This window comes from Kitasatospora sp. NPDC002551 (assembly GCF_040296005.1).
Taxonomy (GTDB): Bacteria; Actinomycetota; Actinomycetes; order Streptomycetales; family Streptomycetaceae; genus Kitasatospora.
The window spans coordinates 1-22892 of record NZ_JBEOWI010000027.1 but is presented as its reverse complement, the minus strand read 5'-3'; the positions used below and the strand labels follow the sequence as shown (position 1 = coordinate 22892).

The 22892-nt window shown below is 74.9% G+C and carries 22 protein-coding genes; 15 read left to right on the top strand and 7 right to left on the bottom strand.

What is annotated here, in order from left to right:
• Positions 1 to 498: 498 nt before the first annotated feature.
• Complete coding sequence (locus ABT093_RS22515) at positions 499 to 981, top strand: hypothetical protein (RefSeq protein ID WP_350566971.1); 483 nt, start codon at positions 499 to 501, stop codon at positions 979 to 981.
• Positions 982 to 1122: 141 nt separating this feature from the next.
• On the opposite strand, the gene ABT093_RS22510 is transcribed toward ABT093_RS22515, so the two are convergent.
• A complete protein-coding gene (locus ABT093_RS22510; protein ID WP_350566969.1) occupies positions 1123 to 1320 on the bottom strand; it encodes a hypothetical protein in 198 nt (65 codons plus the stop codon).
• A 177-nt stretch (positions 1321 to 1497) separates the two neighbouring features.
• On the opposite strand from ABT093_RS22510, the gene ABT093_RS22505 reads away from it, so the two are divergent.
• Positions 1498 to 2040: a GNAT family N-acetyltransferase gene (locus ABT093_RS22505; protein ID WP_350566966.1), complete on the top strand. Its 543-nt coding sequence runs from the start codon at positions 1498 to 1500 to the stop codon at positions 2038 to 2040.
• 206 nt (positions 2041 to 2246) lie between these two features.
• Here ABT093_RS22505 and ABT093_RS22500 read toward each other — a convergent pair whose 3' ends face one another.
• Positions 2247 to 2882, bottom strand: coding sequence for a TetR/AcrR family transcriptional regulator (locus ABT093_RS22500; protein ID WP_350566963.1), 636 nt, complete (start codon positions 2880 to 2882; stop codon positions 2247 to 2249).
• A gap of 62 nt (positions 2883 to 2944) precedes the next feature.
• On the opposite strand from ABT093_RS22500, the gene ABT093_RS22495 reads away from it, so the two are divergent.
• Positions 2945 to 3952 carry a threonine/serine dehydratase gene (locus ABT093_RS22495; RefSeq protein WP_350566960.1) on the top strand — a complete coding sequence of 336 codons (1008 nt, stop codon included), beginning with the start codon at positions 2945 to 2947 and terminating at the stop codon, positions 3950 to 3952.
• Positions 3953 to 4359: 407 nt separating this feature from the next.
• On the top strand, positions 4360 to 5619 hold the full coding sequence (locus tag ABT093_RS22490; protein ID WP_350566957.1) for a serine hydrolase domain-containing protein: 1260 nt from the start codon (positions 4360 to 4362) through the stop codon (positions 5617 to 5619).
• 176 nt (positions 5620 to 5795) lie between these two features.
• On the opposite strand, the gene ABT093_RS22485 is transcribed toward ABT093_RS22490, so the two are convergent.
• Positions 5796 to 6434, bottom strand: a complete 639-nt coding sequence (locus ABT093_RS22485) for a nucleotidyltransferase domain-containing protein (RefSeq protein WP_350566954.1) — start codon at positions 6432 to 6434, stop codon at positions 5796 to 5798.
• A gap of 443 nt (positions 6435 to 6877) precedes the next feature.
• Here ABT093_RS22485 and ABT093_RS22480 point away from each other — a divergent pair, with 443 nt between their 5' ends.
• Positions 6878 to 7336: a hypothetical protein gene (locus tag ABT093_RS22480; protein ID WP_350566952.1), complete on the top strand. Its 459-nt coding sequence runs from the start codon at positions 6878 to 6880 to the stop codon at positions 7334 to 7336.
• Between the two features lie 27 nt (positions 7337 to 7363).
• Here the strand turns inward: ABT093_RS22480 and ABT093_RS22475 are convergent, their stop codons facing one another.
• On the bottom strand, positions 7364 to 8728 hold the full coding sequence (locus tag ABT093_RS22475; RefSeq protein WP_350566949.1) for an FAD-dependent oxidoreductase: 1365 nt from the start codon (positions 8726 to 8728) through the stop codon (positions 7364 to 7366).
• Positions 8729 to 9045: 317 nt separating this feature from the next.
• On the opposite strand from ABT093_RS22475, the gene ABT093_RS22470 reads away from it, so the two are divergent.
• Positions 9046 to 10137, top strand: a complete 1092-nt coding sequence (locus tag ABT093_RS22470) for a hypothetical protein (RefSeq protein ID WP_350566946.1) — start codon at positions 9046 to 9048, stop codon at positions 10135 to 10137.
• Positions 10138 to 10218: 81 nt separating this feature from the next.
• Here ABT093_RS22470 and ABT093_RS22465 read toward each other — a convergent pair whose 3' ends face one another.
• The gene (locus tag ABT093_RS22465) at positions 10219 to 11724 is read right to left on the bottom strand and encodes a hypothetical protein (RefSeq protein ID WP_350566944.1); all 1506 of its coding nucleotides are present in this window, start codon (positions 11722 to 11724) and stop codon (positions 10219 to 10221) included.
• 172 nt (positions 11725 to 11896) lie between these two features.
• Positions 11897 to 12028 carry a hypothetical protein gene (locus ABT093_RS22460; protein ID WP_350566941.1) on the bottom strand — a complete coding sequence of 44 codons (132 nt, stop codon included), beginning with the start codon at positions 12026 to 12028 and terminating at the stop codon, positions 11897 to 11899.
• Positions 12029 to 12489: 461 nt separating this feature from the next.
• Here ABT093_RS22460 and ABT093_RS22455 point away from each other — a divergent pair, with 461 nt between their 5' ends.
• The 8 genes from ABT093_RS22455 (at position 12490) to ABT093_RS22420 (ending at position 20549) form a co-directional block, all read left to right on the top strand.
• Complete coding sequence (locus ABT093_RS22455; RefSeq protein WP_350566939.1) at positions 12490 to 13536, top strand: phytanoyl-CoA dioxygenase family protein; 1047 nt, start codon at positions 12490 to 12492, stop codon at positions 13534 to 13536.
• Between the two features lie 14 nt (positions 13537 to 13550).
• Positions 13551 to 14978 (top strand): DUF6271 family protein, encoded by a 1428-nt coding sequence (locus ABT093_RS22450; protein ID WP_350567162.1) that lies wholly within the window; start codon positions 13551 to 13553, stop codon positions 14976 to 14978.
• Positions 14971 to 16197: a type III PLP-dependent enzyme gene (locus tag ABT093_RS22445; RefSeq protein WP_350566936.1), complete on the top strand. Its 1227-nt coding sequence runs from the start codon at positions 14971 to 14973 to the stop codon at positions 16195 to 16197. Before ABT093_RS22450 ends, ABT093_RS22445 begins: the two co-directional genes overlap by 8 nt.
• Positions 16198 to 16734, top strand: a complete 537-nt coding sequence (locus ABT093_RS22440) for a GNAT family N-acetyltransferase (protein ID WP_350566934.1) — start codon at positions 16198 to 16200, stop codon at positions 16732 to 16734.
• Positions 16735 to 16823: 89 nt separating this feature from the next.
• Entirely contained in the window at positions 16824 to 18119 is a 1296-nt protein-coding gene (locus tag ABT093_RS22435) for an MFS transporter (RefSeq protein WP_350567159.1), read from the top strand.
• A gap of 104 nt (positions 18120 to 18223) precedes the next feature.
• Positions 18224 to 18577, top strand: a complete 354-nt coding sequence (locus ABT093_RS22430) for a DUF6204 family protein (RefSeq protein WP_350566931.1) — start codon at positions 18224 to 18226, stop codon at positions 18575 to 18577.
• A gap of 41 nt (positions 18578 to 18618) precedes the next feature.
• The gene (locus ABT093_RS22425) at positions 18619 to 19614 is read left to right on the top strand and encodes a ChbG/HpnK family deacetylase (RefSeq protein WP_350566929.1); all 996 of its coding nucleotides are present in this window, start codon (positions 18619 to 18621) and stop codon (positions 19612 to 19614) included.
• Positions 19611 to 20549 carry a hypothetical protein gene (locus ABT093_RS22420; RefSeq protein ID WP_350566926.1) on the top strand — a complete coding sequence of 313 codons (939 nt, stop codon included), beginning with the start codon at positions 19611 to 19613 and terminating at the stop codon, positions 20547 to 20549. The genes ABT093_RS22425 and ABT093_RS22420 overlap by 4 nt, the downstream gene beginning before the upstream one ends.
• Here the strand turns inward: ABT093_RS22420 and ABT093_RS22415 are convergent.
• A complete protein-coding gene (locus ABT093_RS22415) occupies positions 20525 to 21409 on the bottom strand; it encodes a DUF6597 domain-containing transcriptional factor (protein ID WP_350566924.1) in 885 nt (294 codons plus the stop codon). The genes ABT093_RS22420 and ABT093_RS22415 overlap by 25 nt on opposite strands.
• Positions 21410 to 21754: 345 nt before the next feature.
• Here ABT093_RS22415 and ABT093_RS22410 point away from each other — a divergent pair, with 345 nt between their 5' ends.
• Positions 21755 to 22735: a LysR family transcriptional regulator gene (locus ABT093_RS22410; RefSeq protein WP_350566922.1), complete on the top strand. Its 981-nt coding sequence runs from the start codon at positions 21755 to 21757 to the stop codon at positions 22733 to 22735.
• Positions 22736 to 22892 lie beyond the last annotated feature (157 nt).

The window sequence follows — 22892 nt, the reverse complement described above, 5'->3', positions numbered from 1 at the left end:
ACCTCACCACCCGGCACGGACCCTGACTCCTGGGCCCCGGGGCGTCCGGGCGCGCGGGGGCCCGGGGCGCAGCGGGGCCAACGGGGTCGCAGGGCGTCGCACCACCGGCGTCCTGCCGCCCCTGACGACATGACCGGCCAGGGAGCAGGCACTCGCTCTCCGCCCCGTGCCGCCGTCCGGCCCCGTCCCGGACAGGTCTGTGACCGGCCCGGACAGCAACACTCCGTCCGGGACAGCTCGTTCACCTTGATCCGCTGCTCCCGTAGTGCCAATCTCCGTCGGGCAGGAGCAAGGAGGCCGCGACACGAACCCGCAGCCCGGGTCGGCCGCACTGTGCCCGTCCCGTCCGGGCCCTCCGGCCGGCGACGACGGGCGACTCGCGCGGAGGCAGGCGAACCGACCGCCCCCGCCGCCCCCAAGGGCCGCAGTCACCACGAGGGCCGTCAAGCGCCCACTCGTCGTGTCCTCGCACGAGAAACGTACGCAGAAGGGAATCACATGCAGCGCAAGTTCCGTCTGGGCGTCTCCGCGTCAGCCATGGTGCTGGGCGTGGCCGTCACCACGTTCGGCGCGGCCGGCTCCGCCAACGCGGCAGGCTATGAGACCAACTATGCCGGCGTGACCTCCGATGGCGCCGCCCAGTGCGCGTACCAGCTCACGTACCCGGGCAGCGGGCTCGGCTGGGTCTGCTTCGAGAAGTACGGCGACATCCTGTGGGTGACCAGGTCGTTCTACGAGGACAGTCAAACGTCCATGCGATGGGTGAACCAGCTCAAGAACTCGAGCGGCAGCTGGGTGGACTACCGGTCGGGCGAGTGCATCAACAACCTCGGCGAGAGCACCTGGGGCGTCTGCAACAAGGACTTCTACGAGAACAGCAGCCTCAACGCGCTCGGCGGCTACGGCAGCAGGATCGCCTACAAGGCCTGCACCACGACCTCGTGCAGTGCCCTGAGCCCCTGGGTCTACAACGACGGCTGACGAGACCGTTGCTCCACGCCCCGAAGCTCCCTCCCATGACTGCACGGCGGGACGCGCCGCCGCGCGCGGTCGGATGCCTTCCGTGCCGTGAAGCCTGCCCGCTCACCGCCACACGGTGTGCGGGCAGGACCTCGGGCCGTACTAGTCGCCGTCGCCGCCGTTGCCGCTGCTGGCCTGGTGGCGGTTGGCCTTCTGGTAGCCGCGCACCATCCGGCCGGCGCCGACGGTGGCGACCGCCACGGCGCGGGTCCACCGAGGGCCGCCGCGGTCGGCCCACACCACGCAGACGCAGCCTCCGACGGTCAGTGCGAGGATGCCGATCAGCAGAACACCGATCATGCCGCCCGCCTCCCTCCCTCATTCTTCGTTCCCGTACGGTTGCGGAGATGCTCCCAGGCGCGGCGCCGGTTCCGCTACTCGAACACGCAGGCCGGACACGCAGGCCGGACACGGGGCTACCGCGCGGGCGCCCGAAATCGTTTGCGCCCGACCGGTCCCGCCGGATAGGAAGCTCGCATGGTTCGAGGCGACAGGATCGGGCTGCGGGCCCGCCACGAGGACGACATCCCGATCCTGCGGACCGAGCTCTACGACGACGTGGTCAACTCCGCACGCGCCGAAGGCCGGCCGTGGCGGCCGATCACGCCCGGCTCGAAGGACCCGCGGCTCGTCGGTGACGACTCGAACCCGGCTCACGTCCCCTTCTCCGTGGTGGAGTTGGAGGGCGGCACGCTGGTCGGCACGGCGACGCTGTGGGGCATCGACACCCACAACCGGTGCGCGCACATCGGGCTGGGCCTGCTGCCGTCCACCCGCGGCAAGGGCTACGGCACCGACGTGGTCGCGGCGCTCTGTCACTACGGCTTCGTCGTCCGGGGCCTGCACCGGCTGCAGGTCGAGACGCTGTCGGACAACACCGCGATGCTGCGCGCCGCCGAGCGCAACGGCTTCGTCCGCGAGGGCGTCCTGCGCTCCTCGGCCTGGGTGCTGGGCGAGTTCCTGGACCAGGTGGTGCTCGGCCTCCTCGCCCGGGACTGGAAGCCGGGCTCGCAGGCCTGAAGCCTGAAGGCGGTCGTCGAGGGCCTCCCGCCGCTCCCGGCTCCCTGTCCTTGGAGATGTTTCGCCAGGTGTCGATCCCCAGCTTCCGCTTGACCTCTGCCTCGTCCGCGCCGCCCACACCCTGACTCCGTCCGCCGTCCCACGACACCTCCCGGATACTGGCGGCGCCCACCGACCTGCCCACCCGCGGACTTCTGCAACACGCTTCAGGGTGCGGCAGCGGTGATCAGCTGGCGCAGGGCGACGTAGTAGACCTCGTGGTCGGTCACCACCGGCAGGAACTCCGTGAGGTGGCCGGTCAGGGCGGGGAACTCCTCGGGGTCCAGGGCGGCGAGGGCGGTGCGGGTCGCGGCGCGGCCGGCGGCGGGGTCGCGGTGGTCGACGAAGCTCGCGCTGCCGAGGGTGAGCAGGTACATCCGCCGGTAGGCGGCCATCGCCTCGGCGGGGGCCAGGCCGGCGGCGAGGCTGTCGGCGAGCTGCGGTTCCACCAGGCGGGCGAGCAGGTTGCGGCCGAGCCACGGGCGGCTGCCGCGCAGGGCGACGAGGCCGGGGTGGGCGGTCAGCAGGCGGTAGAGCGCGGTGAACCGGGCCTCGGTGGCGTCGGCCCAGGCCGTCCCCGGCGCGATGACCGGCAGCCGTTCGGCGAGGTGGTCGGTGACCAGGTCGAGAAGGCCCGCGAGGTCGGTGCAGCGGCGCTGGAGCGAGGCGACGGAGATGTCCAGCCGGGCGGCGAGGGTGCGGAAGCTGAGGGCGGCCGGCCCCTGTCCGTCGACGATCGCCAGGGCTGCGACGGCGATGCGTTCGGGCGTGGCACGGTCGAGGGCTGAGGATTGCCGAGGCATACGGGACAGCGTACGGTACGCCGTACCGGTACGGCGGAACGCGAAGGTGAAGGCGGCGCACCATGGGGCAGCAGCAGCTCGGCTACGACGACATCAAGGCGGCCGCGGAGCGGATCGCGGGGCGGGTACGGCCGGTGGCGCTCGCCCCGGGCAGCGGCGCCGGGGACGGCCGTGGCCCGTGGTTCGCCCTGGAGTACCTGCAGCACACCGGCTCCTTCAAGGCCCGCGGGGCGCAGAACTTCCTGCAGGCCCACCGGGAGGGCGGCTCGCTGCCGGACGCCGGGGTCACCATCGCCTCCGGCGGCAACGCCGGGCTGGCCTGCGCGTGGGCGGCGCGGCAGCAGGGCGTGCGGGCCACCGTGTTCCTGCCCGCCACCGCGCCGCAGGTGAAGATCGCCCGGCTGCGCTCGTACGGCGCGGACGTCCGGCTGGTCGGCGCGGAGTACGCCGAGGCACTGGCCGCCTGCGAGGAGTTCGCCGCCGCCTCCGGGGCGCTGGCGAGCCACGCCTACGACCACCCGCTGATCGCGGCGGGCGCGGGCACCCTGCTGGAGGAGATCCACGAGCGGCTGCCCGGCCTGGACACGGTGCTGGTCGCGGTCGGCGGCGGCGGGCTCTTCGCGGGGGTGGCCGCGGCCGCCCGCGAGCACGGCGTCCGCGTGGTGGCGGTCGAACCGGAGCGCTCCCGCGCGCTGCACGCCGCCCTCGCGGCGGGCCGGCCGGTGGACGTCACGGTCGACTCGGTGGCCGGGGACTCGCTCGGCGCCCGCCGTGCCACCGCGCTGGCCGTGGAGGCGGCGCGCGGCGAGGGCGTCCGGTCCGTGCTCGTCCCGGACGCGGCGATCGTCCGGGCCCGGCAGGCGCTCTGGGAGGACCACCGGATCGCCGTCGAGCACGGCGCCGCCACGGCCCTCGCCGCCCTGCTCACCGAGCCGAACGGCGGTAGCGGCGAAAGCGAGGGCGACGACGGCGAGCACGGCTACCGCCCCGCCGACGGCGAACGCGTCTGCGTCGTCCTGTGCGGCGCCAACACCGACCCGGCCACCCTCGCCGCCCCGGCCGCGCCGTGACCACTCCCGACGGCCGAACCGCCGCGCCGCGCCGCTCCCTGAACGCGCAGCGGTGCGGGGAGCGGCGAGCCCGGGCTCGCGCAGGCTGAGCACGGTCTCGTGCGGCGGCGTACGGGTGCCCCGCCGGGGCGCCCGCACGCGTGACCCGGCCCAGGACCGCCGGCCCCTGGCGGAGGACACCACGTGGCGCGAGGCCGCCCGCTCGGCCGGCTCCGCCGAGGCCTGCGCCGCGCCCTTCCCGCCCGGCCCGGTGCACCGACCGGACGGCCGTCCTTCCCCCGGAGGGTGCGGAGTTGGCTCTGCGGGGGGAGGCGGTGTCGACCTCGGAAGGAGGCCGGGCGGGGCGGTCGGCGAGCAGGCTGGAGTCAGCGCCGGAAGGGGTCCGGTCGCCGTCGGAAGGGACCGAGATGACCGTCACCGCGACCAGCGCCACGACCAGCACCACGACCACGCCGGCCCGTCGCACCGCCCGCCACCGGCTCGTGCGCCGGGTGGCCGTCGTCGCCCTGGCCGGCACGGGGCTGCTGGCGGCCCTCGCACCGGCCGCTTCGGCGGCCCCGCCCGCCGCCCCGGTCGCCGGGCAGGAACGGCCCGCCACCGACCCGGCCGCGCTGCGCCGGGCGCTGGGGGCCGTGGTCGAGGAGGGCGGCTCCTCGGCGGTACTGGCGGAGGTCCGGCAGGACGGCCGCACGGCGTGGCGCGGGACGGCGGGGGTCGCGGACCTGACGACCGGCGCGCCGGTGCCCGACGGTGCCCGGTTCCGGATCGGCAGCGTCACCAAGACCTTCGCCGCCACCGTGGTGCTCCAGCTCGTGGGCGAGCGCCGGATCGGGCTCGACGACCCGGTCGAACGCCACCTCCCCGGGCTCGTCCCGAACGGCGCCGCGATCACCGTGCGCCACCTGCTCAACCACACCAGCGGGATCCACAACTTCACCGACGACCCGCGGTTCGACACCGACGGCGAGGAGGCCCTGGACCGGTGGCTGACCGTCGGCCGCTGGACGACCTACCGGCCGCTGGACGTCGTGCGGATCGCCACCGCTCAACCGCCGTACGGCAGTCCGGGCACCGGCTGGTGGTACTCCAACACCAACTACGTGCTGCTCGGCCTGATCGTCGAACGGGTCACGGGGCGCACCTGGGCGGAGGAGACCGAGCGCCGGATCATCCGGCCGCTGGGCCTGCGCGACACCTCGATGCCCGACACCTCCACGGTCATCCCCGGGCCGCACGCGCACGGCTACGTCGAACGCCCCGGCGGACCGGCCGACGTCACCCTGCAGAACCCGTCGGCGTACGGCCCGGCCGGTGCCGGCATCTCGTCCACCCGGGACCTCGCCCGCTTCAACGCGGCGCTGCTCGGCGGCCGGCTGCTGCGGCCGGCGGAGCTCGACGCGATGAAGCAGCAGGTCGACACCGGGCAGGGCTTCACCTACGGCCTCGGGCTCAGCCGCCACCCCGGCGCGTGCGGCGAGTTCTGGGGCCTGACCGGCGGCATCGCCGGCTACGGCACGCTCGTGACGGGCAGCGCCGACGGGCGGCGGCAGGTCGTCGTGTCGGTGAACCCGTACCACCTGTCCGAGGCCACCGGCCGCACCTTCCAGGCCCTCGTCGACACGGCGACCTGCGGCAGCCCGGAGGCCGCCGGACCGTCCGCGGGCTGAAGCGGCGAGGCCCGGGCCGGTGAGCTCTCCTCGCTCCCCGGCCCGCGCCCGTCCGTTCCCGCCCTCGGCGCGACGGCGACATCGGGGATCGGGAACAGGCCGTGGTTGACCGATCGCCACCGAAGGCTGACGGACGCGCGGTTCAGCCACGGGAGCCTGACCGGTACCGGGCAGTACTACCCTGCCAGCTTCGCCTGCCATGGATGACCGGGGTGCACGAGCTCCAGCCACCCGCCGAGGACGTTCCGCCGCGCCCGGCTCAGCAACGGCAGCACACCGTCGAAATCCGCCTGGTCCTTGGGCCGCGTCGCCTTTGCTTTGAACAGCAGCACCAACTCCGGCACCAGGTAGGGGATCCCGTCCGCTGTCCGTTCGATGATCGCGTCGTACGGCAGCCGCAGACTCGCGTCCCGCCGGCAGATCCACGTCCCGCCCTCGTGCGGCTCACGGAAGACGTCGAACAGGAACCGACCGCTTGCCGGATCCCGCAACCAGGTCTGGTGCGTGGCTGCCAGCGCCTCGGCTCCCGCCCCCGCCCAGACACGCCCCGAACCCACCGCGTCCCACACGTACTCCGGGAAGCGGTTCCGAATCTCCGGGAATCCCGCCGCAGGCACGGCGATCTCCAGATCGCCGTGTGGCCGTGACCGCCTCCCGCGGAACAGATCCAGCGCCCACCCTGCCGCGATGCACCAGGTGGCACCGACCCCGCCCAACCGCTCCGCGACCTGCTCCGGCCGCCATGCGTTCGCCCATCGGGCATCCAACTCGTCCGTATCGAGTACAACACCGCCGGGCGGCAGGGATTCGGTCATCGTGACAACGTACTCCCGCAAGCCGCCCTGGTCGGTCAGTCTTCAGTGGCAGAAACTCGCCTCCGTCAAGCTTCGGTGGCAACCTGCCAAGGTTCGATGGCGCGGGGCACAGGACTTCGGCGCGCCGCTGCGCTGCGCTGGCCGAGAACAGCCGTCGGATGCCGGCCATTGAAGCCGATCAACCAATCGATCAAGGAGTTTGACCAACCGTCGGGCCCGGGCGACGGCGGGGCGGGCGGGCCCCGGGGGCCCGAGCGGCGCCGCCGGCTTCGGCTCCGCCCGGGGGTCCGATCCGGAGCGCGCGCTTCTCCTGTCGGCGGCAGCACCGGGCCGCTAGAGTCGCGTCCATGACAATCATGCCCCCGGCCGACAAACCCGGCCCGGCGGCCCGGTAGCGTCGCCCTGGTCCCGTCCGCCCGCTCCACCCCGACCGGAGGTCGCCCGTGGCCCGGCTCTTCGTCCGCAGCGGCATCAACCCCGACGACCCGGACGCGCCCGTGGTGGCACTGCTCGTCGACCCGGACGGCCCGCCCGGGGAGCAGGCCGTCGCCAAGCTGGGCTGGTACGGGCACGAGGGGGACGGCGCGTTCTTCCTGCTGGCCACCGACGGCTGGGCGGAGCACTCCCTGGACGGCGACCGGCTGACCGTCGCGGTGGCGGCGTACCCGTTCACGCTCCAGCAGATCGGCGCCGACCCGGAGGCCTTCCCGGAGCGCTCGCCCGCGGTGCCCGAGGCCGCGCTGGTACTGCGCGCGGACGCGGCGGTCGACCCGGGGCTGTACGCCCGGGCCGCCGCCGCGACCGCCGTGTTCACTGCCGGCCCGGAGCTCGCGCTGGACGACGTGCTGGCCGGCGAGGACGCCTGGCCGGTCGTCCTCGCCCCGCCGCCGGCCGAGGCCTGAGGCGCCCGGCGCGCGCCGGGCGCTCCGCTACGCCCCGCTGTGCCGGAGCATGTCCTCGCGCTCCACGACCTTGACCCGCTCGCGCCCCTCCGCCGCGCCCAGCGCGCGCTCGGCGGCGTCGAGTTCGTACCAGCCCTGCCAGGTGGTGAACCGCACCCCGCGCTCCCGCAGGTGGGTGACCACGGCCTCCGACTCGGGCTCGGCGGCGCCGGGCAGCCGACCCTCGGTGTGGTCGGCGAGCAGGCAGGCGACGGTCTCGTTGGCGTCGCCCTTGGTGTGCCCGATCAGGCCGACCGGCCCGCGCTTGATCCAGCCGGTCACGTAGGTGGCGTCCTGGTGCGAGCCGTCGGCGGCGAGCACCCGGCCGGCCGCGTTCGGGACGGTGCCGGAGACCGGGTCGAAGGGCAGCTTCGGCAGCTCGTCGGAGTAGTAGCCGATCGCCCGGTAGACGGACTGGACGTCCCAGTCGGTGAACCGGCCGGTGCCGCGGACGTTGCCGGTGCCGTCGAGCTCGGTGCGCTCGGTGCGCAGCCCGGTCACCCGGCCGTCCTCGCCCAGCACCTCCACCGGGGACTCGAAGAAGTGCAGGTAGAGCCGGTGCGGGCGGTCGCCGACGTCGCGGATGGCCCAGTTCTCGATGGTCGAGGCGACCATGTCGACGTGCTTGGCGCCGCGCCGCTCGGCGATCGAGCCGTCGTCGTACTCGATGTCCTCGGGGTTGACGATCACCTCGATGTTGGGCGAGTGGTCGAGCTCGCGCAGCTCCATCGGGCTGAACTTGGCCTGGGCCGGGCCGCGACGGCCGAAGACGTGGACCTCCAGCGCCCGGTTGCGCTTCAGGCCCTCGTGGACGTTCGGCGGGATCTCGGTGGGCAGCAGCTCGTCGGCGGTCTTGGCGAGGATGCGGGCGACGTCCAGGGCGACGTTGCCGGCGCCGAGCACGGCGACCTTCTCGGCCTCCAGCGGCCAGGTGCGCGGCACGTCCGGGTGGCCGTCGTACCAGGAGACGAAGTCGGCGGCGCCGTAGGAGCCGTCGAGGCCGACACCGGGGATGTCGAGCGAGCGGTCGGCCATCGCGCCGGTGGAGAAGACCACGGCGTCGTAGAACCGGTGCAGGTCGTCCAGGGTGACGTCGGAGGGGTAGTCGACGTTGCCGAACAAACGTATCTGCGGCTTGTCCAGCACCTGGTGGAGCGCGGTGATGATGCCCTTGATCCGCGGGTGGTCGGGCGCGACGCCGTACCGGATCAGCCCGAACGGCGCGGGCATCCGCTCGAAGAGGTCGATGGAGACCCCGGGCTGCTGGGCGGCGTCGGACTTCAGCAGGGCGTCGGCGGCGTAGATGCCGGCGGGGCCGGCGCCGACGATCGCGACGCGGATCGGGCGGGTCATGGCGGGGCGATCCTCCGGAACGGGAACGGACACAACAGGACTGAACATGGCTGAACAGGGCTGAACCCGGTCCGGCCAGGGCGGACGGGGGCGAGGGTCACCCGCTCCCAGCCAACCCGGCCGGACCTCGCCACTGTAGGCGGTGCCCATCTATGGCCCCATAGAGCGAACCTATGGCCGATCCGGGAACAATCGCGTCTCCCCCCGTACGCACAAGGTCCAAAAAGTGACGCCCCGCGGCCGGCCCCGTGCCCTAGCGTTGCCCTCGCACCACGCATGAGGTCTAGACCACAGAGTGGGGAATCATGAACTCGCGCATGAGGAAAGCCCGTTGGACTTCGACCCTGGCGGCCACCGCGGCGCTCCTGCTGGCCGGGGCCGGTGCCGGGGCAGCCGCCGCCGACCCGGCACCGCAGGCCGCCGCCGGCACCGCCGTGGGCTGGCGGGCGCTCGGGCTGGCCGTCGGGCCGGAGGGAACGAAAGCGTACGTGGTGGCGGCCGACCGGGCCGGCGAGCGCACGCCGGTCGTGCTGCGGACCGTCGACCTGCGCAGCGGCGCGGTCGTCGCCGAGCTGCCGCTCGCCGAGGACGGCGCGGCCGGCCGGCCCGTGGTGAGCCAGGACGGCCGCCGGCTCTACGTCGTCGTGGCGGACCGGCTGGTGGCGGTCGACACCGCCGCCGGCACCGTGCTCTCGCGCACCCCGGCACCGGAGCAGGCCCACCCGGCCGGCTGGGCGCCGGGCACGCTCACCGGGCTGGCGGTGAGCCCGGACGGATCGAAGGTCTACGCCGGCCAGAACGGCCCGGCCGGGGACGGACAGGGGGTGCTGCCCGGCCGGGTCCTGGTGTTCGGCGCCGACCGGGGCGCGTTCACCGGCTCCCTGCCGCTGCGCGGCCACGGCGTGAACGGGCTCGCGCTCCAGGCGGGCGGCGCCACCGGCTACGTCGCCACCGACCTCGGCGTCGAGCACCTCGACACCACCACCCCGGTGCCGACCGCCCTGCGCACCGTCGAGCGGCTCGGCGCCGCCACCGAGCTGGCCGCCTCGCCGGACGGCCTGCGGGTGTACGCGCTGGGCGCGCAGGCCTCCGCCGGGACGGGGTACGCCGTCGACACCACCACCGATGTCGCCCGGCCGGTCTTCACCTTCGCGAACGCTCCGGTCGACCTCCACTACGTGGCGGTGAGCCCGGACGGCGGGCGGCTCTACCTGCTCAAGGACAGCTGGACGCCGCAGGCCTCGGTGCTCGCCCACGACACCGCGGGCGACGTGAACCTCCCGGGCGAGACCCGCACCGGCTTCGGCCTGGAGGGCGTGTCGGCCGCGGCGGTCGCCCCGGGCGGCCACGCCCTCCTGCTGGCCGGCATCCGCGGCACCGGCTCGTACCTGACGACCGTCGCGATCTGACCCGCACCGCTCCTCCCGGACCTGGACCCGGCCTCGCCCTGGCCCCGGCTCGGCCCGGCCCGGCCCGGGGAGGAGCGGACCTCAGTGCCGCCCCTGCACCGCCGGGTCGGTGAAGCCCACCGCGAACACCGTGCGCAGCGAGGCCGTGGTGGTCCCGCTGTACGACGCGCAGACGCCGGAGTCGTCGGCGCCGGTGGCGAAGTGCTTGTCGCCCCTGGGGCGGCAGATGCCCTCGGTCAGTCCCCACAGCTCGTCGACCTGCTCGGTGCCCAGCTTGGGCCAGTAGCTGAGCGCCTGGGGCGAGCCGGCGCCCCAGTTGCCGCCCCAGGCGCTCTCGCTGCCGCAGCCGGTGACCGGGCGGGTGTCGCCGGTCCAGGTGTGCGAGAGCACCGCCGGCTTGGTGCCGCAGCCCTTGGAGAAGGCGAAGTTGACCACGCCCTGGGCGTCGGTCCAGGTCATGCCGCCCTGCAGTCCGCGGTAGGCGGGGGTGGTGAAGGCGTCCTGGACGACGGTGCGCTCGCCCGAGGTGGTGAGCAGGCCGGGGTCGGTGGCCGAGCTCGCCGGGTTGAGCCGGTAGCGGACCACCCGGGAGCCGTAGGTCTCGCCGTACCACTCGCCGGTGACCAGCTTGAAGGTGGAGCCGCCGCCGGTCTTGTCGAGGGCGAGCCAGGAGAAGCAGAGCGAGGCGGGGTCGATCGGCGCGTTCGCGGCGCAGCTGGGCGCCTTCCTCGCCTGGAAGTAGCGGTGCGTCTCGGGCAGCACGTACGGGTAGCCGCAGGCGCTGGACCTGCCGCCGTTCATGCCGTAGGTGCCGACGCCGGAGCCGTAGGTGTCGACCTTGGCGAGCTTGTCGAGGTCGAACACCCGGATGCCGTTGGCGGTGTCCGTGACGTACAGGTGGTTGGCGTACCAGGCGATGCCGCCGCCGTGGCCGGTGACGAAGGTGAAGTCGGAGGCGGTGGCGGAGGTGCCGGTGGGCTCCACCAGGAGGACGTGGCGGTACTTCCCGGTGGCCCGGTCGACGAGGGTGAGCTTCAGCAGGTTGTTGGTCTTGCAGCCGTCGGTGACCGGGTCGTCGGCGTAGGTGGTGTAGTGCCAGGCGACGGCGGTCACGCTGCGGCCCTGGATCGCGCCGTCGCCGCCGTCGGCGGTGCCGGTGGTGCTGAGGCCCTGCGGGTACCAGTGCTGGGTGGTGTCGTCGCCGTAGGCGCTGGACCAGCACCAGGCGGTCTTCTTGTCGACGTCGGCGGGCGGCAGGCCGGCCTGCTCCAGGCCCGCGCAGGGGCGCATCTGCCGCAGGCGGAGCCAACCGTCGTCCTGTCCCGCCGAGTCGGTGGTGTAGTCGGTCGTGACGACGTCGGCCAGGCCGGCGTGCCGGGTGAGCTGGTGGCTGTAGAGGTTGGCGGTGGCGGCCGTGTAGTCGGTGTCGGTCAGCCGGAACTGGTCCGCGCCCGGGGTGAGCGGCTGCACCACGGGCGTCTCGACGGCGGCCGCGGGGCCCGTGGCCGGCCCGGCGAGCACCGCGGTGCAGGCGGCGGCCAGGGCGGCGAGGGCGGCCTTCCACCGTGCCGCGCGGATGCGTGCCATCAGGGGCCCTCCTTGCGCGATGATCGACAACAGCGGGCAGATGATCGCACGCCCACCGGATGTCAGGTACACATCGCGCCCAACCTGCACAGCACCCCCGGATTCACCACCCGCCCCCCGCCGCACCGGCCCACCCCCGCCGCACCGCCGCGCGCCGGCCCGGCCGCGTGACTCAGGAACCGAGCACCGCGCAGGCGGCCGCCTTCTCCACCCCGGCGAACACCTCGTCGACGTCGCGGTGGCCGTACTGGCCGGCCGCCACGACGGCCTGCCGCCGGCCGTCCCCGGTGCCGAGCTGCGGCAATCCCTCCTCCCCGGAGGGGGGTTGCCCCCATCCACGCCGAGGTCACGTCAGACCGCCGACCCGGTCGCGCAGTTGCCTCTTGACGCACCGGCGGATGCCCGATGGGGCAAGCCTGCCGCCCGTTCGTCCGCCCGTCGCGCCGAACGTCCCCGGCCGTCCCGGCCCGGGCTCCGGCGCAGGTCACGGCCGGTCGTCCACCCACCGACGGGGCGTCTGGCGGGGCCGGAGAGACGAGGGTTGACACCACAAGTTGGTCTAGTCCACCGTAGGGGAACACGCGTTTGACGAGGCCGGAACAGTCAGCGGCACCCCTTGCCGGGACGAGCGAGCCACCCTCCCCTCCGCCCGCCCGGACCGCCCGGCCCTCCCCGCCGTGTTCCACGGCGCCCGCCCCTCCGTCCCCGCGGGCCGCCGCACGGCCCCGACCGACCGACGCCCCGACCCGAACTTGGAGTGACCTGATGCCGAAGCCCGACGGGTACCTGTTCCGGGCCGCTTCGGAGCGCCCCTACTTCAGCAACGACGGCGAGTCCTACCTCGCCGCCACCGCGCTGAAGGACATCAGGAAGCAGCGCCCCCTGCGGGTGCTGTCCGAGGAGCAGTTCACCTTCTGGCAGACCTACGGCTACGTCGTCGTTCCGCAGGCGATCCCCGCCGAGGCCGCCCGCAGGCTGCTCGACTTCGCCTGGGAGTTCCAGGGACTCGACCCCGAGCGCCCCGAAACCTGGTACGAGGAGCGGGAGTTCCGCGACGAGCTGGACCGGCACCTGCACATCTACGGCTTCGTCGAGGCCTACCAGCACCAGCTCCTCTGGGACAGCCGGCAGGCCCGCCGGGTGTACGACGCCTTCGTCGACGTCTGGGACTGCGAGGAGCTCTGGGTGACCCTCGACCGGCTCAACCTCAACCCGCCGAACGTCGGGAACCGCGACCGCGCGCTGATCGAACCCACCGACGAGGGCTTCGACATCGAGCTGCACTGGGACGTCGACTCCACGGCCGGCATGCTGCCGCAGCGCGTCCAGGGCATCATCGCGCTCAACGACACCGAGCCGGACCACGGCGGCTTCCAGTGCAACCCTGAGCTGTTCCGCCGGTTCAACACCTGGCAGGCCGCCCAGCCGGCCGACCGCGACCCGATCCGCCCGGCCGTCGACCGCGCCGAGTTCCCGGTCGTACGGCCCGAGTTGAGGGCCGGCGACCTGCTGATCTGGAACGGCATGCTGGCCCACGGCGTCGCCGCCAACACCTCCGAACGCGGGGTGCGCTCGGTCCAGTACCTGTCGATGATGCCCGCGCTGGAGGAGCACGACGAGCTCCGGGAGTCGCGCATCGAATCCTGGCGTCACCTGTCCACGCCGACCTGGAACCGCACCCTGGTCGGCGACCACCGCGAGCACGAGTCGCTGCGCTACGGCCCGGCCGAACTCACCGGCCTCGGCGCCAGGCTGCTCGGCCTGGAGTCCTGGCACGCCGCCGCCCCGGCCCGCGAGGACGGCGAGGAGTGAACGGGGACACCGCCGTGCGCGACATCTGCCTCGCGCTGCCCACCAACCGGTCCTGCGGGCCGGCCATCGCCGCCGTCGGCGAGGAAGCCGCCTGGGCCGCCCGCGAGTTCGGCGTCCGGGTGCACCTGCTGATCCTCGACTCGGCGGACGCCGCGACCCGCACCGAGCACGCCAAGGCGGTCGCCGACCTGCCCACCGCCCCCGGCGTCCTCGTCCACCACCTCGACGAGGAGCAGCAGCGCGCCTTCCTGCGCGCGGCGATCGACCGGGCCCGCGCCGGGGACCCCGCCCTGGCCGCCGCCGCCGGCGCCGACCGGCTGCTCGCCCTGATGCTGCCGGACACCGTCTCCTACGGCGCCTGCACCAACCGGGCGTTCCTGCTCGCCGCCGCGCTCGGCTGCTCCTCCGTGCACCGCCGCGACTCCGACAGCAGCTACCAGTGGCTGGACGGCGCACCGGTGTTCCCGGTCCACCACGAGCTGCGCTCGATCGGCCGGCGCGCCGCCGACGCCGCGTCCGGCGTCACCCACCCCACCCTCGACCCGGTGCACGCCGAGAAGCCGGTCGCCCTGGTCGGCAGCTCCTTCGTCGGTGAGCTCTCCGTCGACCTCGGGGAGATCCGCGCGCTGGACCCGGCGCTCTACGAGGAGGTCGTGGGCCTGTGGGCGCCCGCCGACCACACCCCCGAGCAGCGCCGCGAGCTGGTCGCGGACTCCTTCGTCGGCAACGGCACCGCCCCCTTCACCCACGACCGCGCGGTGCTCGACCTGCCCGACATCTGGCGGATCGACATGTGCAACATCGCCCTGGACCGCGAGGTGTACGAGCGCGTGCCGCTGCCGCCCGCGACCGACACCATCGGCAGCGACTACCTGCTGCACCACCTGGTGCTGCACGCCGCGCTGCCCGCGGTCACCCACAACCGCAACATCGTCAACCACTACACGCCCGAGCGGCGCACCGACGCCGGGTTCACCGCCTACCAGCTGCGGTTCACCAAGTTCCTGCTGTCGATGCTCTACCTCTACCCGGTCTACGACGCGATGGAGGAGGCCGGCGGGGCGCTGCTGGACGCGGAGCACCACCTCCGGTCCGCCGCGGTGGCCGAGGCCGCCCGCCGGGCGGCCAGCGCGGACCGGGCGGAGAACCACCGCCGGCTGGCCGTCGTCGACCGCGCCTACCGTGAACTCGGCGGCCGGTACGCCGCGTTCGCCGACCACCTGGTACCGCTGCGCGAACGCCTGCTGGACGAGGCGCAGGCGGACATCGAGGCCTTCGCCCTGCTCGTCGACGCCTGGACGCCGCTGGTCCGCGCCGCCCGCGCCACCCCGCTCGACCACCTCGGCCCGGTGCCGGTGGACGGCTCCGCCCCGGTCCGGCCCGACCCCGCCCGGCCCGCCGCCACCCGCCCCGCCGCCGGCCGGAGCGCCCACGATGCCTGACTACGCACGCCTGCGCACCGCCCTGGCCGCCACCGAGGACGACCGGATCGTCTTCGACCTCGACGGCATCGAGGGCCAGTACGACACTCTGCTGCGCGAACTGCCGGGCATCGACGTCCGGTTCGCGATGAAGGCCTGCCCGGTCGACGAGGTGCTCGACTGCCTGGCCGCCCGCGGCGCCGGCTTCGACGCCGCCGGTCCGCAGGAGATCGCCCAGGCGCTGCGCACCGGCGTCCCGGCCGAGCGGATCCACTACGGCAACACCGTCAAGTCCGACCGCCAGATCGCCGAGGCGTACCGGCTCGGGGTGCGCGACTTCGCCACCGACAGCCTCGCCGACGTCGCCGCGATCGCCGAACACGCCCCCGGCGCAAGGGTGTTCTGCCGCCTCGCCACCACCGGCGAGGGCGCCCTGTGGGGGCTGAGCCGCAAGTTCGGCTGCTCGCCCGAGGACGCCGTCCGGGTGCTGACCGCGGCCCGGGACGCCGGACTGGTCCCGGCCGGCCTGTCGGTGCACGTCGGCTCCCAGCAACTCACCTCCGAGGCCTGGCAGGACGCGCTGGAGACGCTCGCCTCGGTGATCGAGGAGGCCGGCCGGCGCGGCATCCCGCTGGACCACGTCAACCTCGGCGGCGGTCTGCCCGCGCTCGGCGTGCTCGACCGGCGCGGCATCCCGCTCGACCCGCCGCTCGACAAGATGTTCGCGGTGCTCCGGGACGGCATGCGGTACCTGCGCGAAGTCTCCTCCGCGCCACTGCGGTTCCTCCTGGAGCCGGGCCGCCACCTGGTCGCCGACCACGGCGCGATCCGGGCCCACGTCGTGCGATTGACGGACCGTCAGCAACTGGACGGGAAGCGGGCCCACTGGCTCTACCTGAGCTGCGGCAAGTTCAACGGCCTGTACGAGATGGACGAGCTGCGCTACCGGCTGGAGTTCCCCACCCACGCCGGAGCCCCGACCGTGCCCGCCGTGATCGCCGGCCCGACCTGCGACAGCGACGACGCCTACGCCGACGAGGGCGCCGGCCTGCCCGTCCCCCGGGACACCGCCTCGGGCGACCCGGTGTGGATCCTCTCCTGCGGCGCCTACGCCACCGCCTACACCACCCGGGGATTCAACGGGTTCCCCCCGCTCCCCTACAGCTGCGTCCGCGCCGATCTCCCGCCCGACGCACCCGGCCCCGAGAGAGAACCGCACCCCGAGAGAGAACCGCAGTAGATGTCCGCACACCCCATCCTCGTCGACGACACCGTGCTCGGCGAGGACCTCCTGGTCCGCCCCGTCGCCGAGCACGACTGGGCCGAGATCGTGCCCCTGGAGGCCCGCGCCTACGCCGAGAGCGGCCTCTCCGAGGGCGGCGAGGCCCTGCGCTCGCGCCACCGGGCCGCCCCCGACTGCTGCTTCACCGTGGAGCACAAGGGCGAGTTCGGCGGCTACCTGCTCGCCCTGCCCTACCCGCTCGGCCACTGCCCCGACCTCGCCCGCGCGGAGTCCCCGGCCACCCGCGCCTCCACCAACCTGCACGCCCACGACCTGGTCGTCACCGAACGGCTGCGCGGCCGCGGCCTCGCCCCCCGGCTGCTCACCTTCCTCGCCGACACCGCCCGCGCCCGCGGCTACGCGACCGTCTCCCTGGTCGCCGTGCGCGGCAGCGAGGTCCTCTGGGCCCCGCTCGGCTACCGCCCCCACCCCGGGGTGGACCTGCCCGCGAGCTACGGCGAGCGCGCCGTCTACATGTCGATGCCGCTCCGCTAGCAGGACACTTCGCCGACCGGCCGCACCACCGACAGGCCCCCACCGTTCCTCCCCCCTTCTTCCCCCACCAACGAATCGGGCTGATGCACATGCTCCGCGTGCGCGATGACTTCCTGCGGGCACACCTGGCCATCGCAGCGCTGTTCTGCTTCCTCGGCTTCCAGTACGCGACCTGGGTCTCCCGCCTCCCCACCCTGAAGACCCGGCTCGGCCTGGACGACGGCCGGATCGGCCTGCTGCTGATGGTCTGCGGCATCGGCGCCGCCGTCTCCTTCCCGCTCGTCGCCTCGGCGATGAAGCGGTTCGGCTCGCGCGCCCTCGCCACCCTCTCGGCGATCGGCCTCGGCCTCGTCCTGGCCGGCCTCACCCTGGCGCCGAACTACCCGGTCCTGCTGGTGGTGGCCTGCCTCGACGGCGTCGCGGTCGGGTTCCTGAACGTCGCGATGAACGCCCAGGGAGCCGCCCTGGAGGTCCGCTTCCAGCGCACCGCGATGTCCAGGCTGCACGCCACCTTCAGCGCCGGCTCCCTGCTCGCGGCCCTGCTCGCCTCCGGCGTCACCGCCGTCACCACCACCCTGTCCGCGCACTTCGCCGTCGCCGTCGCCGTCCTCGCCGTGCTGCTGCTCCTCGCCCAGACCGGCATGCTGGCGGACGAGCCGGCCGCCGCCGCCCCCGCCGAGGCCGGCACGACCGCCGAGGCCGCCGAGACCGCCGCCCCGGCCAAGCGCCGCGGCATCCCGCTCCCCTCCCGGATCACCGTCTGGATGGGCCTCGCGATGGTCTTCGGCACCGTCACCGAGGGCGCCATGAACGACTGGTCCGCCCTCTACCTGGAGAACGTCGTCGAGGCCTCGCACCAGCTGGCCCCGATGGGCATCGCCGTCGTCTCGGTGATGATGGTGCTCGCCCGGCTGTTCGCCGACGGCTGGCGCACCCGCTTCGGCGACGGCCTGATCGTGCGCGTCGGCAGCACGGTGGCCGGGCTCGGCCTGGCACTCGCCCTGCTGGTCGGCGGCGTGGTGCCGACCCTGGTCGGCTTCGCCTGCGTGGGCCTGGGCGTCGCCGCCGTCACCCCGTGCGTCTACGTCGCCGCCGCCCGCCAGGGCTCCGACGCGCTCGCCCTGGTCGCCGCCACCGGCACCACCGGCCTGCTCGCCGGTCCCGCCCTGATCGGCTTCATCGCCGACGCGAGCAGCCTGGTGTGGGGCATGGCCGTGGTCGCCGCCTCGGCGCTGGTCGTCGCCCTCTGCGCCACGCAGATCCGCTGGCCCTCCCTCGACACCGGGACCGACACGGAGACCAGCACCGCGACCGACACCGCCCCCGGCACCACCGAGGCCGCCGCGCCCACCGCGCCCACGGACCCCGCCCTCAGCGAGGCCTGAGCCCGCCCCGCCTCCGGCGCCCCCGCGACCGACCGCGCGGGGGTGCCGCCCGCTCCCCCGAAAACCCGTCGCCCACCCGTCACCGCGCGGCATACGCTCGCCGGATGACCACCCGCACCTTCCGGATCACCGTCCGCGGCGTCTTCGACGGCCTCACCCCCGAGCAGCACGCCGAACTGCGGTCCCGCGCCGCCGAGCACGACATCCTCTTCGCCGCCTTCACCCCCGAGGGCCACCTCAGCTACGACCTGAGCGCCCGCGCCGTCTTCACCTTCCGCTACCAGGACACCGGCGAGGCCGAGGAGGACATCCTCGACGCCACCGAGCGCGCCGAGAGCGCCGCCCGCGGCTGGCTCGACGAACGCGGCTACGGCTACAAGAACCTCCGTTCCCAGGCCGAGGACCTCTCCCAGGCCCCGCTCGGCAAGCGTCAGCGCCGCGCCGCCCGCGAGGTCTGAGCCCACCCGGGCCCCCGGCTCCCGAGGCCCCGGAGGCCGGGATGAACCCGCCGAGCCCGCACAGCCCGCCGAATCCGCACAGCCCGCCGAATCCGCAGGCCGGCCCGGCCCCGCTCGCCACCGAGCTGCTCGGCCACCCGCCGGGCACCCGCCTGCCGCTCCTCAACTGCGACGACTTCGGACTCGACGAGGACGTCAACCTCGCCGTCGTCGAGGCGGTCGAACACGGCGTCGCCGCCTCCTGCAGCCTGATGACCTGCTGCCCGGGATCCGCGCACGCGCTGCGCCTGCTGCGCGAGCGGCCCGGGCTGCCGTTCGGGATCCACCTCACCCTGGTCTGCGACACCGACGCGCCCGGCCCGCGGTGGGGCCCGGTCGCCCCGGCCGCCGCCGTGCCCTCGCTGCTCGACGCGACCGGCCGCCTGCTGCCCGCCACCCCCGACGGCCGGGCCCGGCTGCTCGACCGGGCCCGGCCGGCCGAGGTGGAACGGGAGTTCCGCGCCCAGATCGAGGCCGCCACCGGCCCGGGGCTGCATCCGACCCACCTCGACTTCCACTGCCTGGCCGACGCCGGCCGCCCGGACCTCCTCGACCTCGCGCTCGCACTCGGCGCCGAGTACGGCCTGGCCGTCCGGGTCTGGCTCGCGCCCGCCCTGGAACGCCTGCGCGCCCGGGGGCTGCCGGTGGTCGACCACCCCTTCCTGGACAGCTTCACCGTCCCGCTGGACGACAAGCCCGCCCACTACGCCCGGCTGCTCGCCGCCCTCCCGCCGGGCCTGAGCGAGTGGGCCGTCCACCCCGGCCTCGCCACCCCCACCACCCGCCCCGGCGACGACGACCGGCGGGTGCGCCGCTCCGACCACGCCTTCCTGGTCGACCCGCGCACCCGCGAGCTGCTCGCCGAGCACGGCATCACGGTGACCGACTACCGCCCGCTGCAGGCCCACTGGCCCCGGCCGGCCGACCGCGACACCACGCCGGCCGTGTCCGATTCCTTCAATACCGCCGCCCCGGCGCCGCCTACGGTCGAGCCATGACCCGCACCACACGCCTCACCGACACCCGGCTCGACGCCGCCGCGCGCTTCCTCTGGACCTCCGGGCGCGTCCTCGAACAACGCCGCTTCGCCCACCTGTTCGGCCCCCGGCCCGATCCCGTCGGCGTCCTCGCCGCCCTGGGCGCCCACTGCGCCCCCGACGGCGGATTCGCCTACGGCCTCGAACCGGACGTCCGGGGACCGGCCCCCCAGCCCATCGCCGTCCCGGCCGCACTGCTCGCCCTGGAGGAGGCCGGGGCCCTGGACGCGGCCCGTGCCCTGCCCGTCTGCACATGGCTGGCCGAGGTCGCCGCACCCGACGGCGGCGTTCCCGTCGTCCTGCCGAGCCTGCGGCCCTATCCGCGCCCGCCGTTCATTCCGGTGCCCGAGGAGGGCGCGGAACCGGTCGGCGAACTGCTGAGCACCGGGCAGATCGTCGCCCCGCTGCTGCGCCAGGGCATCGAGCACCCGTGGCTCACCGCCGCCACCGCGTTCTGCCGCGCCGCCGTCGAGAACCTGGGCGAGACACATCCCTACGAGGCCGGCGCCGCGCTGCGCTTCCTCGACGCCGTCCCGGACACCGCCTGGGCCCGCAAGGCCGCGGCCCGCCTCGGCGAACTCGTCCGCGAGCAGCGGATCGTGCTGCTCGACCCGGACCGGCCGGAGGAGGCGCAGCTCTCCCCGGGCTACGCGCCGGGCGAGTACCACCTGCCGCACGACTACGCCCGGGCACCCGGCAGCCTGGCCCGCGGCTGGTTCACCGACCGGGAGCTGGCCCGTGGCCTCGACCACCTCGCCGCCGCCCAGCAGCCGGACGGCGGCTGGCCGATCCACTGGGCGCGCTGGTCGCCGTTCACCGAGTCCGAGGCCCGCCCCGGCGTGACCCTCCAGGCGCTGCTGGTCCTCCGCGCCTACGACGCCGCGCCGGAGTCCTGACCCACCGCCCCACCCGGCCGGGCCGTGCGGCCCAGCAGCACCGTCGGCGGCACCCCCGCCCACCGGCGCACCTCCCTGGTGAGGTGCGCCTGGTCGGCGTACCCGGCGCGCACCGCCACCTCCGCCAGCCCGCTCCCCGCACCGGCGCCGTACCCGGCCGCGCACCGATCCGCGCACGCGCCCCGCTCCCGTTCCCGTTCCCCGGCCACGGCCCCGTCCCCGGCCACGGCCCCGTCCCGGTCCGCGCGCGCGAAGGCCAAGGCCCGCTGGAAGCGCAGCACGGCGTGCAGGGTCTTCGGCCCGTAGCCGACCGCGTCGGTCACCCGACGGCGCAGCTGCCGCTCCGAGAGCCCCAGTTCCGCCGCCAGCTCCGGCACCCGCGCCCCCTGCGCCCGCCCCAGGGCGGCCACCGCCCGCTCGACCACCCGGTCCGGCGGCCGACCGGGCACCAGCGAGGCCGCGAAGGCGTCCAGCACCGCCGCCGCCTCCCGCAGTCCGGGCGCCCGGGCCAGCCGCTCCCCGAGCCGCTCGGCCGTCGCCGCACCGGCCAGTTCGGCCAGCGGGACCTGGCGGTCGCACAGCTCCCGGACCGGCACCTCCCCCAGCAGCAGGCCCCCCGCCCCTGGCCGTAGCCGCAGCCCGGCCAGCTCCGCCCCGCTGCGCACCGGGACGCTGCGCGGCGCGTTGTCGGGGCCGACCACCTCCAGCCCCGCCTCCGACCACACCAGGTCCACGCACCCGTCCGGCACGACGAGCTGGCCGTACTCCGCTCCCCCGGCGTTGCGCCGTGTCCAGAGGCAGGCCACCTGCCGCCCCGGCGCGAGGGCCGGGCGCCATTCCGTGTACGCGCGGGAGCTCACCACCGCGCTCCGGATCGCACGACGCGCCGCGCGCCGCCCCGAGCCGGGCGCACTCCGGCGCCAGGGCGCCGACCCGTGCCACCCGACCGCACCGGCCGGCGCACGCCGTCGGCCACCGGGAAGGTCGGCACACGGCCTCCTTGGCAGGCATCCACCAACATGTCATTGTCAATCATCACGTCAGATCCTTTACTCCCCAGGGGAGTTCTGGCGATCGACGCTAGATGCCGAGTCGTCATGCGCTCCCGCGAAAAGCCAGGTCAGCACACTTTTCACTTCCGGTCATCCCCCACCCCCGCACCCCCACACCCCCACCCAGCCGACCGACCACCAGCGGAGAACCCCATGCCGGACCTCGATCTCAACCTGCTCGTCGCCCTGGACGCCCTGCTGGAGGAGGGCAGCGTGACCGGTGCCGCCGAACGGCTGCACACCTCGGCCCCGGCGATGAGCCGCACGCTCGGACGGCTGCGCCGGGTGCTCGGCGACCCGCTCCTGGTCCGCGCCGGGCGCGGGCTGGTGCCGACGCCGCGCGCGGTGGAGCTGCGCGCCGAGGTCCGCGCCCTGGTCAGCCGGGGCCAGGCGCTGCTGATACCGCCCCCCGCCGCCGAACCGGCCGGGCTCAGCCGCCGCTTCACCCTCCAGACCGGCGACGTCCTGCTGACCACGATCGGCGCCGCCCTGCTGGCGACGGTCCGCGCGCAGGCCCCGGCGGTGACCCTGCGCTTCCTCGGGGACGACCTGGAGGGCACCAGCGCGATGCGCGACGGCGTGATCGACCTGGAGGTCGGTGTCACCGACCACCTGGACCCGGAGACCCGCACCGAGCCGCTCACCACCACCCGCCTGGTGGGCATCACCCGCGCCGGACACCCGCTGGCCGTCGGCGGCCCGCCGACCGCCGAGGAGTTCGCCGCCGCCGACCACCTCACGGTCTCCCGGCACGGCCGGGGCCCCGGCCAGGTGGACCAGCGCCTCGCCCAACTCGGCCTCACCCGAAGGGTGGTGGCCACCGTGCCGAGCTACCCGGCGGCGCTCTTCCTGCTCCGCGACACCGACCTCGTCGGCCTCGCCCCGGCCCGCCTGGGCACCCCGGCGGCCGAGGCCCTCGGCCTGGCCACCTTCGCGCTCCCGGTCGACCTGCCCGACGTGGTGCTCAGCATGGCCTGGCACCCGCGCAACGACCAGGACGCCGGCCACCGCTGGCTGCGCGACCTGGTCCGCGGCGTCGTCACCGCCCACGGCGGCACCCACCGCGCTCTTGCGGGCTTCCCCCTGCCCGCGCCCCCGCGCCCGGCCCCGCACCCCGCCCTGACCGCCCACTGACCCGCACCCGAAGCGCACCGACGGCACACCGGACTACCCACCGACGGCTCGCCGGCAGCACGGCGGCGGCGGGGGGGGGGGGGGGGCCGGCGGGGGCCCGGCCCCCCCCCCCCCCCCCCCCCGGCGGCCCGCGCGCCCCGACAAACCGCCGAAGGCC

Coding starts and splice junctions, on each gene's coding strand:
- ABT093_RS22490 (WP_350566957.1), top strand. CDS start 4,360: ATGACCGTCACCGCGACCAGCGCCACGACCAGCACCACGACCACGCCG.
- ABT093_RS22465 (WP_350566944.1), bottom strand. CDS start 11,724: ATGGCACGCATCCGCGCGGCACGGTGGAAGGCCGCCCTCGCCGCCCTG.
- ABT093_RS22425 (WP_350566929.1), top strand. CDS start 18,619: ATGAACCCGCCGAGCCCGCACAGCCCGCCGAATCCGCACAGCCCGCCG.
- ABT093_RS22485 (WP_350566954.1), bottom strand. CDS start 6,434: ATGACCGAATCCCTGCCGCCCGGCGGTGTTGTACTCGATACGGACGAG.
- ABT093_RS22470 (WP_350566946.1), top strand. CDS start 9,046: ATGAGGAAAGCCCGTTGGACTTCGACCCTGGCGGCCACCGCGGCGCTC.
- ABT093_RS22410 (WP_350566922.1), top strand. CDS start 21,755: ATGCCGGACCTCGATCTCAACCTGCTCGTCGCCCTGGACGCCCTGCTG.
- ABT093_RS22440 (WP_350566934.1), top strand. CDS start 16,198: ATGTCCGCACACCCCATCCTCGTCGACGACACCGTGCTCGGCGAGGAC.
- ABT093_RS22500 (WP_350566963.1), bottom strand. CDS start 2,882: ATGCCTCGGCAATCCTCAGCCCTCGACCGTGCCACGCCCGAACGCATC.
- ABT093_RS22495 (WP_350566960.1), top strand. CDS start 2,945: ATGGGGCAGCAGCAGCTCGGCTACGACGACATCAAGGCGGCCGCGGAG.
- ABT093_RS22430 (WP_350566931.1), top strand. CDS start 18,224: ATGACCACCCGCACCTTCCGGATCACCGTCCGCGGCGTCTTCGACGGC.
- ABT093_RS22445 (WP_350566936.1), top strand. CDS start 14,971: ATGCCTGACTACGCACGCCTGCGCACCGCCCTGGCCGCCACCGAGGAC.
- ABT093_RS22505 (WP_350566966.1), top strand. CDS start 1,498: ATGGTTCGAGGCGACAGGATCGGGCTGCGGGCCCGCCACGAGGACGAC.
- ABT093_RS22475 (WP_350566949.1), bottom strand. CDS start 8,728: ATGACCCGCCCGATCCGCGTCGCGATCGTCGGCGCCGGCCCCGCCGGC.
- ABT093_RS22515 (WP_350566971.1), top strand. CDS start 499: ATGCAGCGCAAGTTCCGTCTGGGCGTCTCCGCGTCAGCCATGGTGCTG.
- ABT093_RS22510 (WP_350566969.1), bottom strand. CDS start 1,320: ATGATCGGTGTTCTGCTGATCGGCATCCTCGCACTGACCGTCGGAGGC.
- ABT093_RS22435 (WP_350567159.1), top strand. CDS start 16,824: ATGCTCCGCGTGCGCGATGACTTCCTGCGGGCACACCTGGCCATCGCA.
- ABT093_RS22420 (WP_350566926.1), top strand. CDS start 19,611: ATGACCCGCACCACACGCCTCACCGACACCCGGCTCGACGCCGCCGCG.
- ABT093_RS22455 (WP_350566939.1), top strand. CDS start 12,490: ATGCCGAAGCCCGACGGGTACCTGTTCCGGGCCGCTTCGGAGCGCCCC.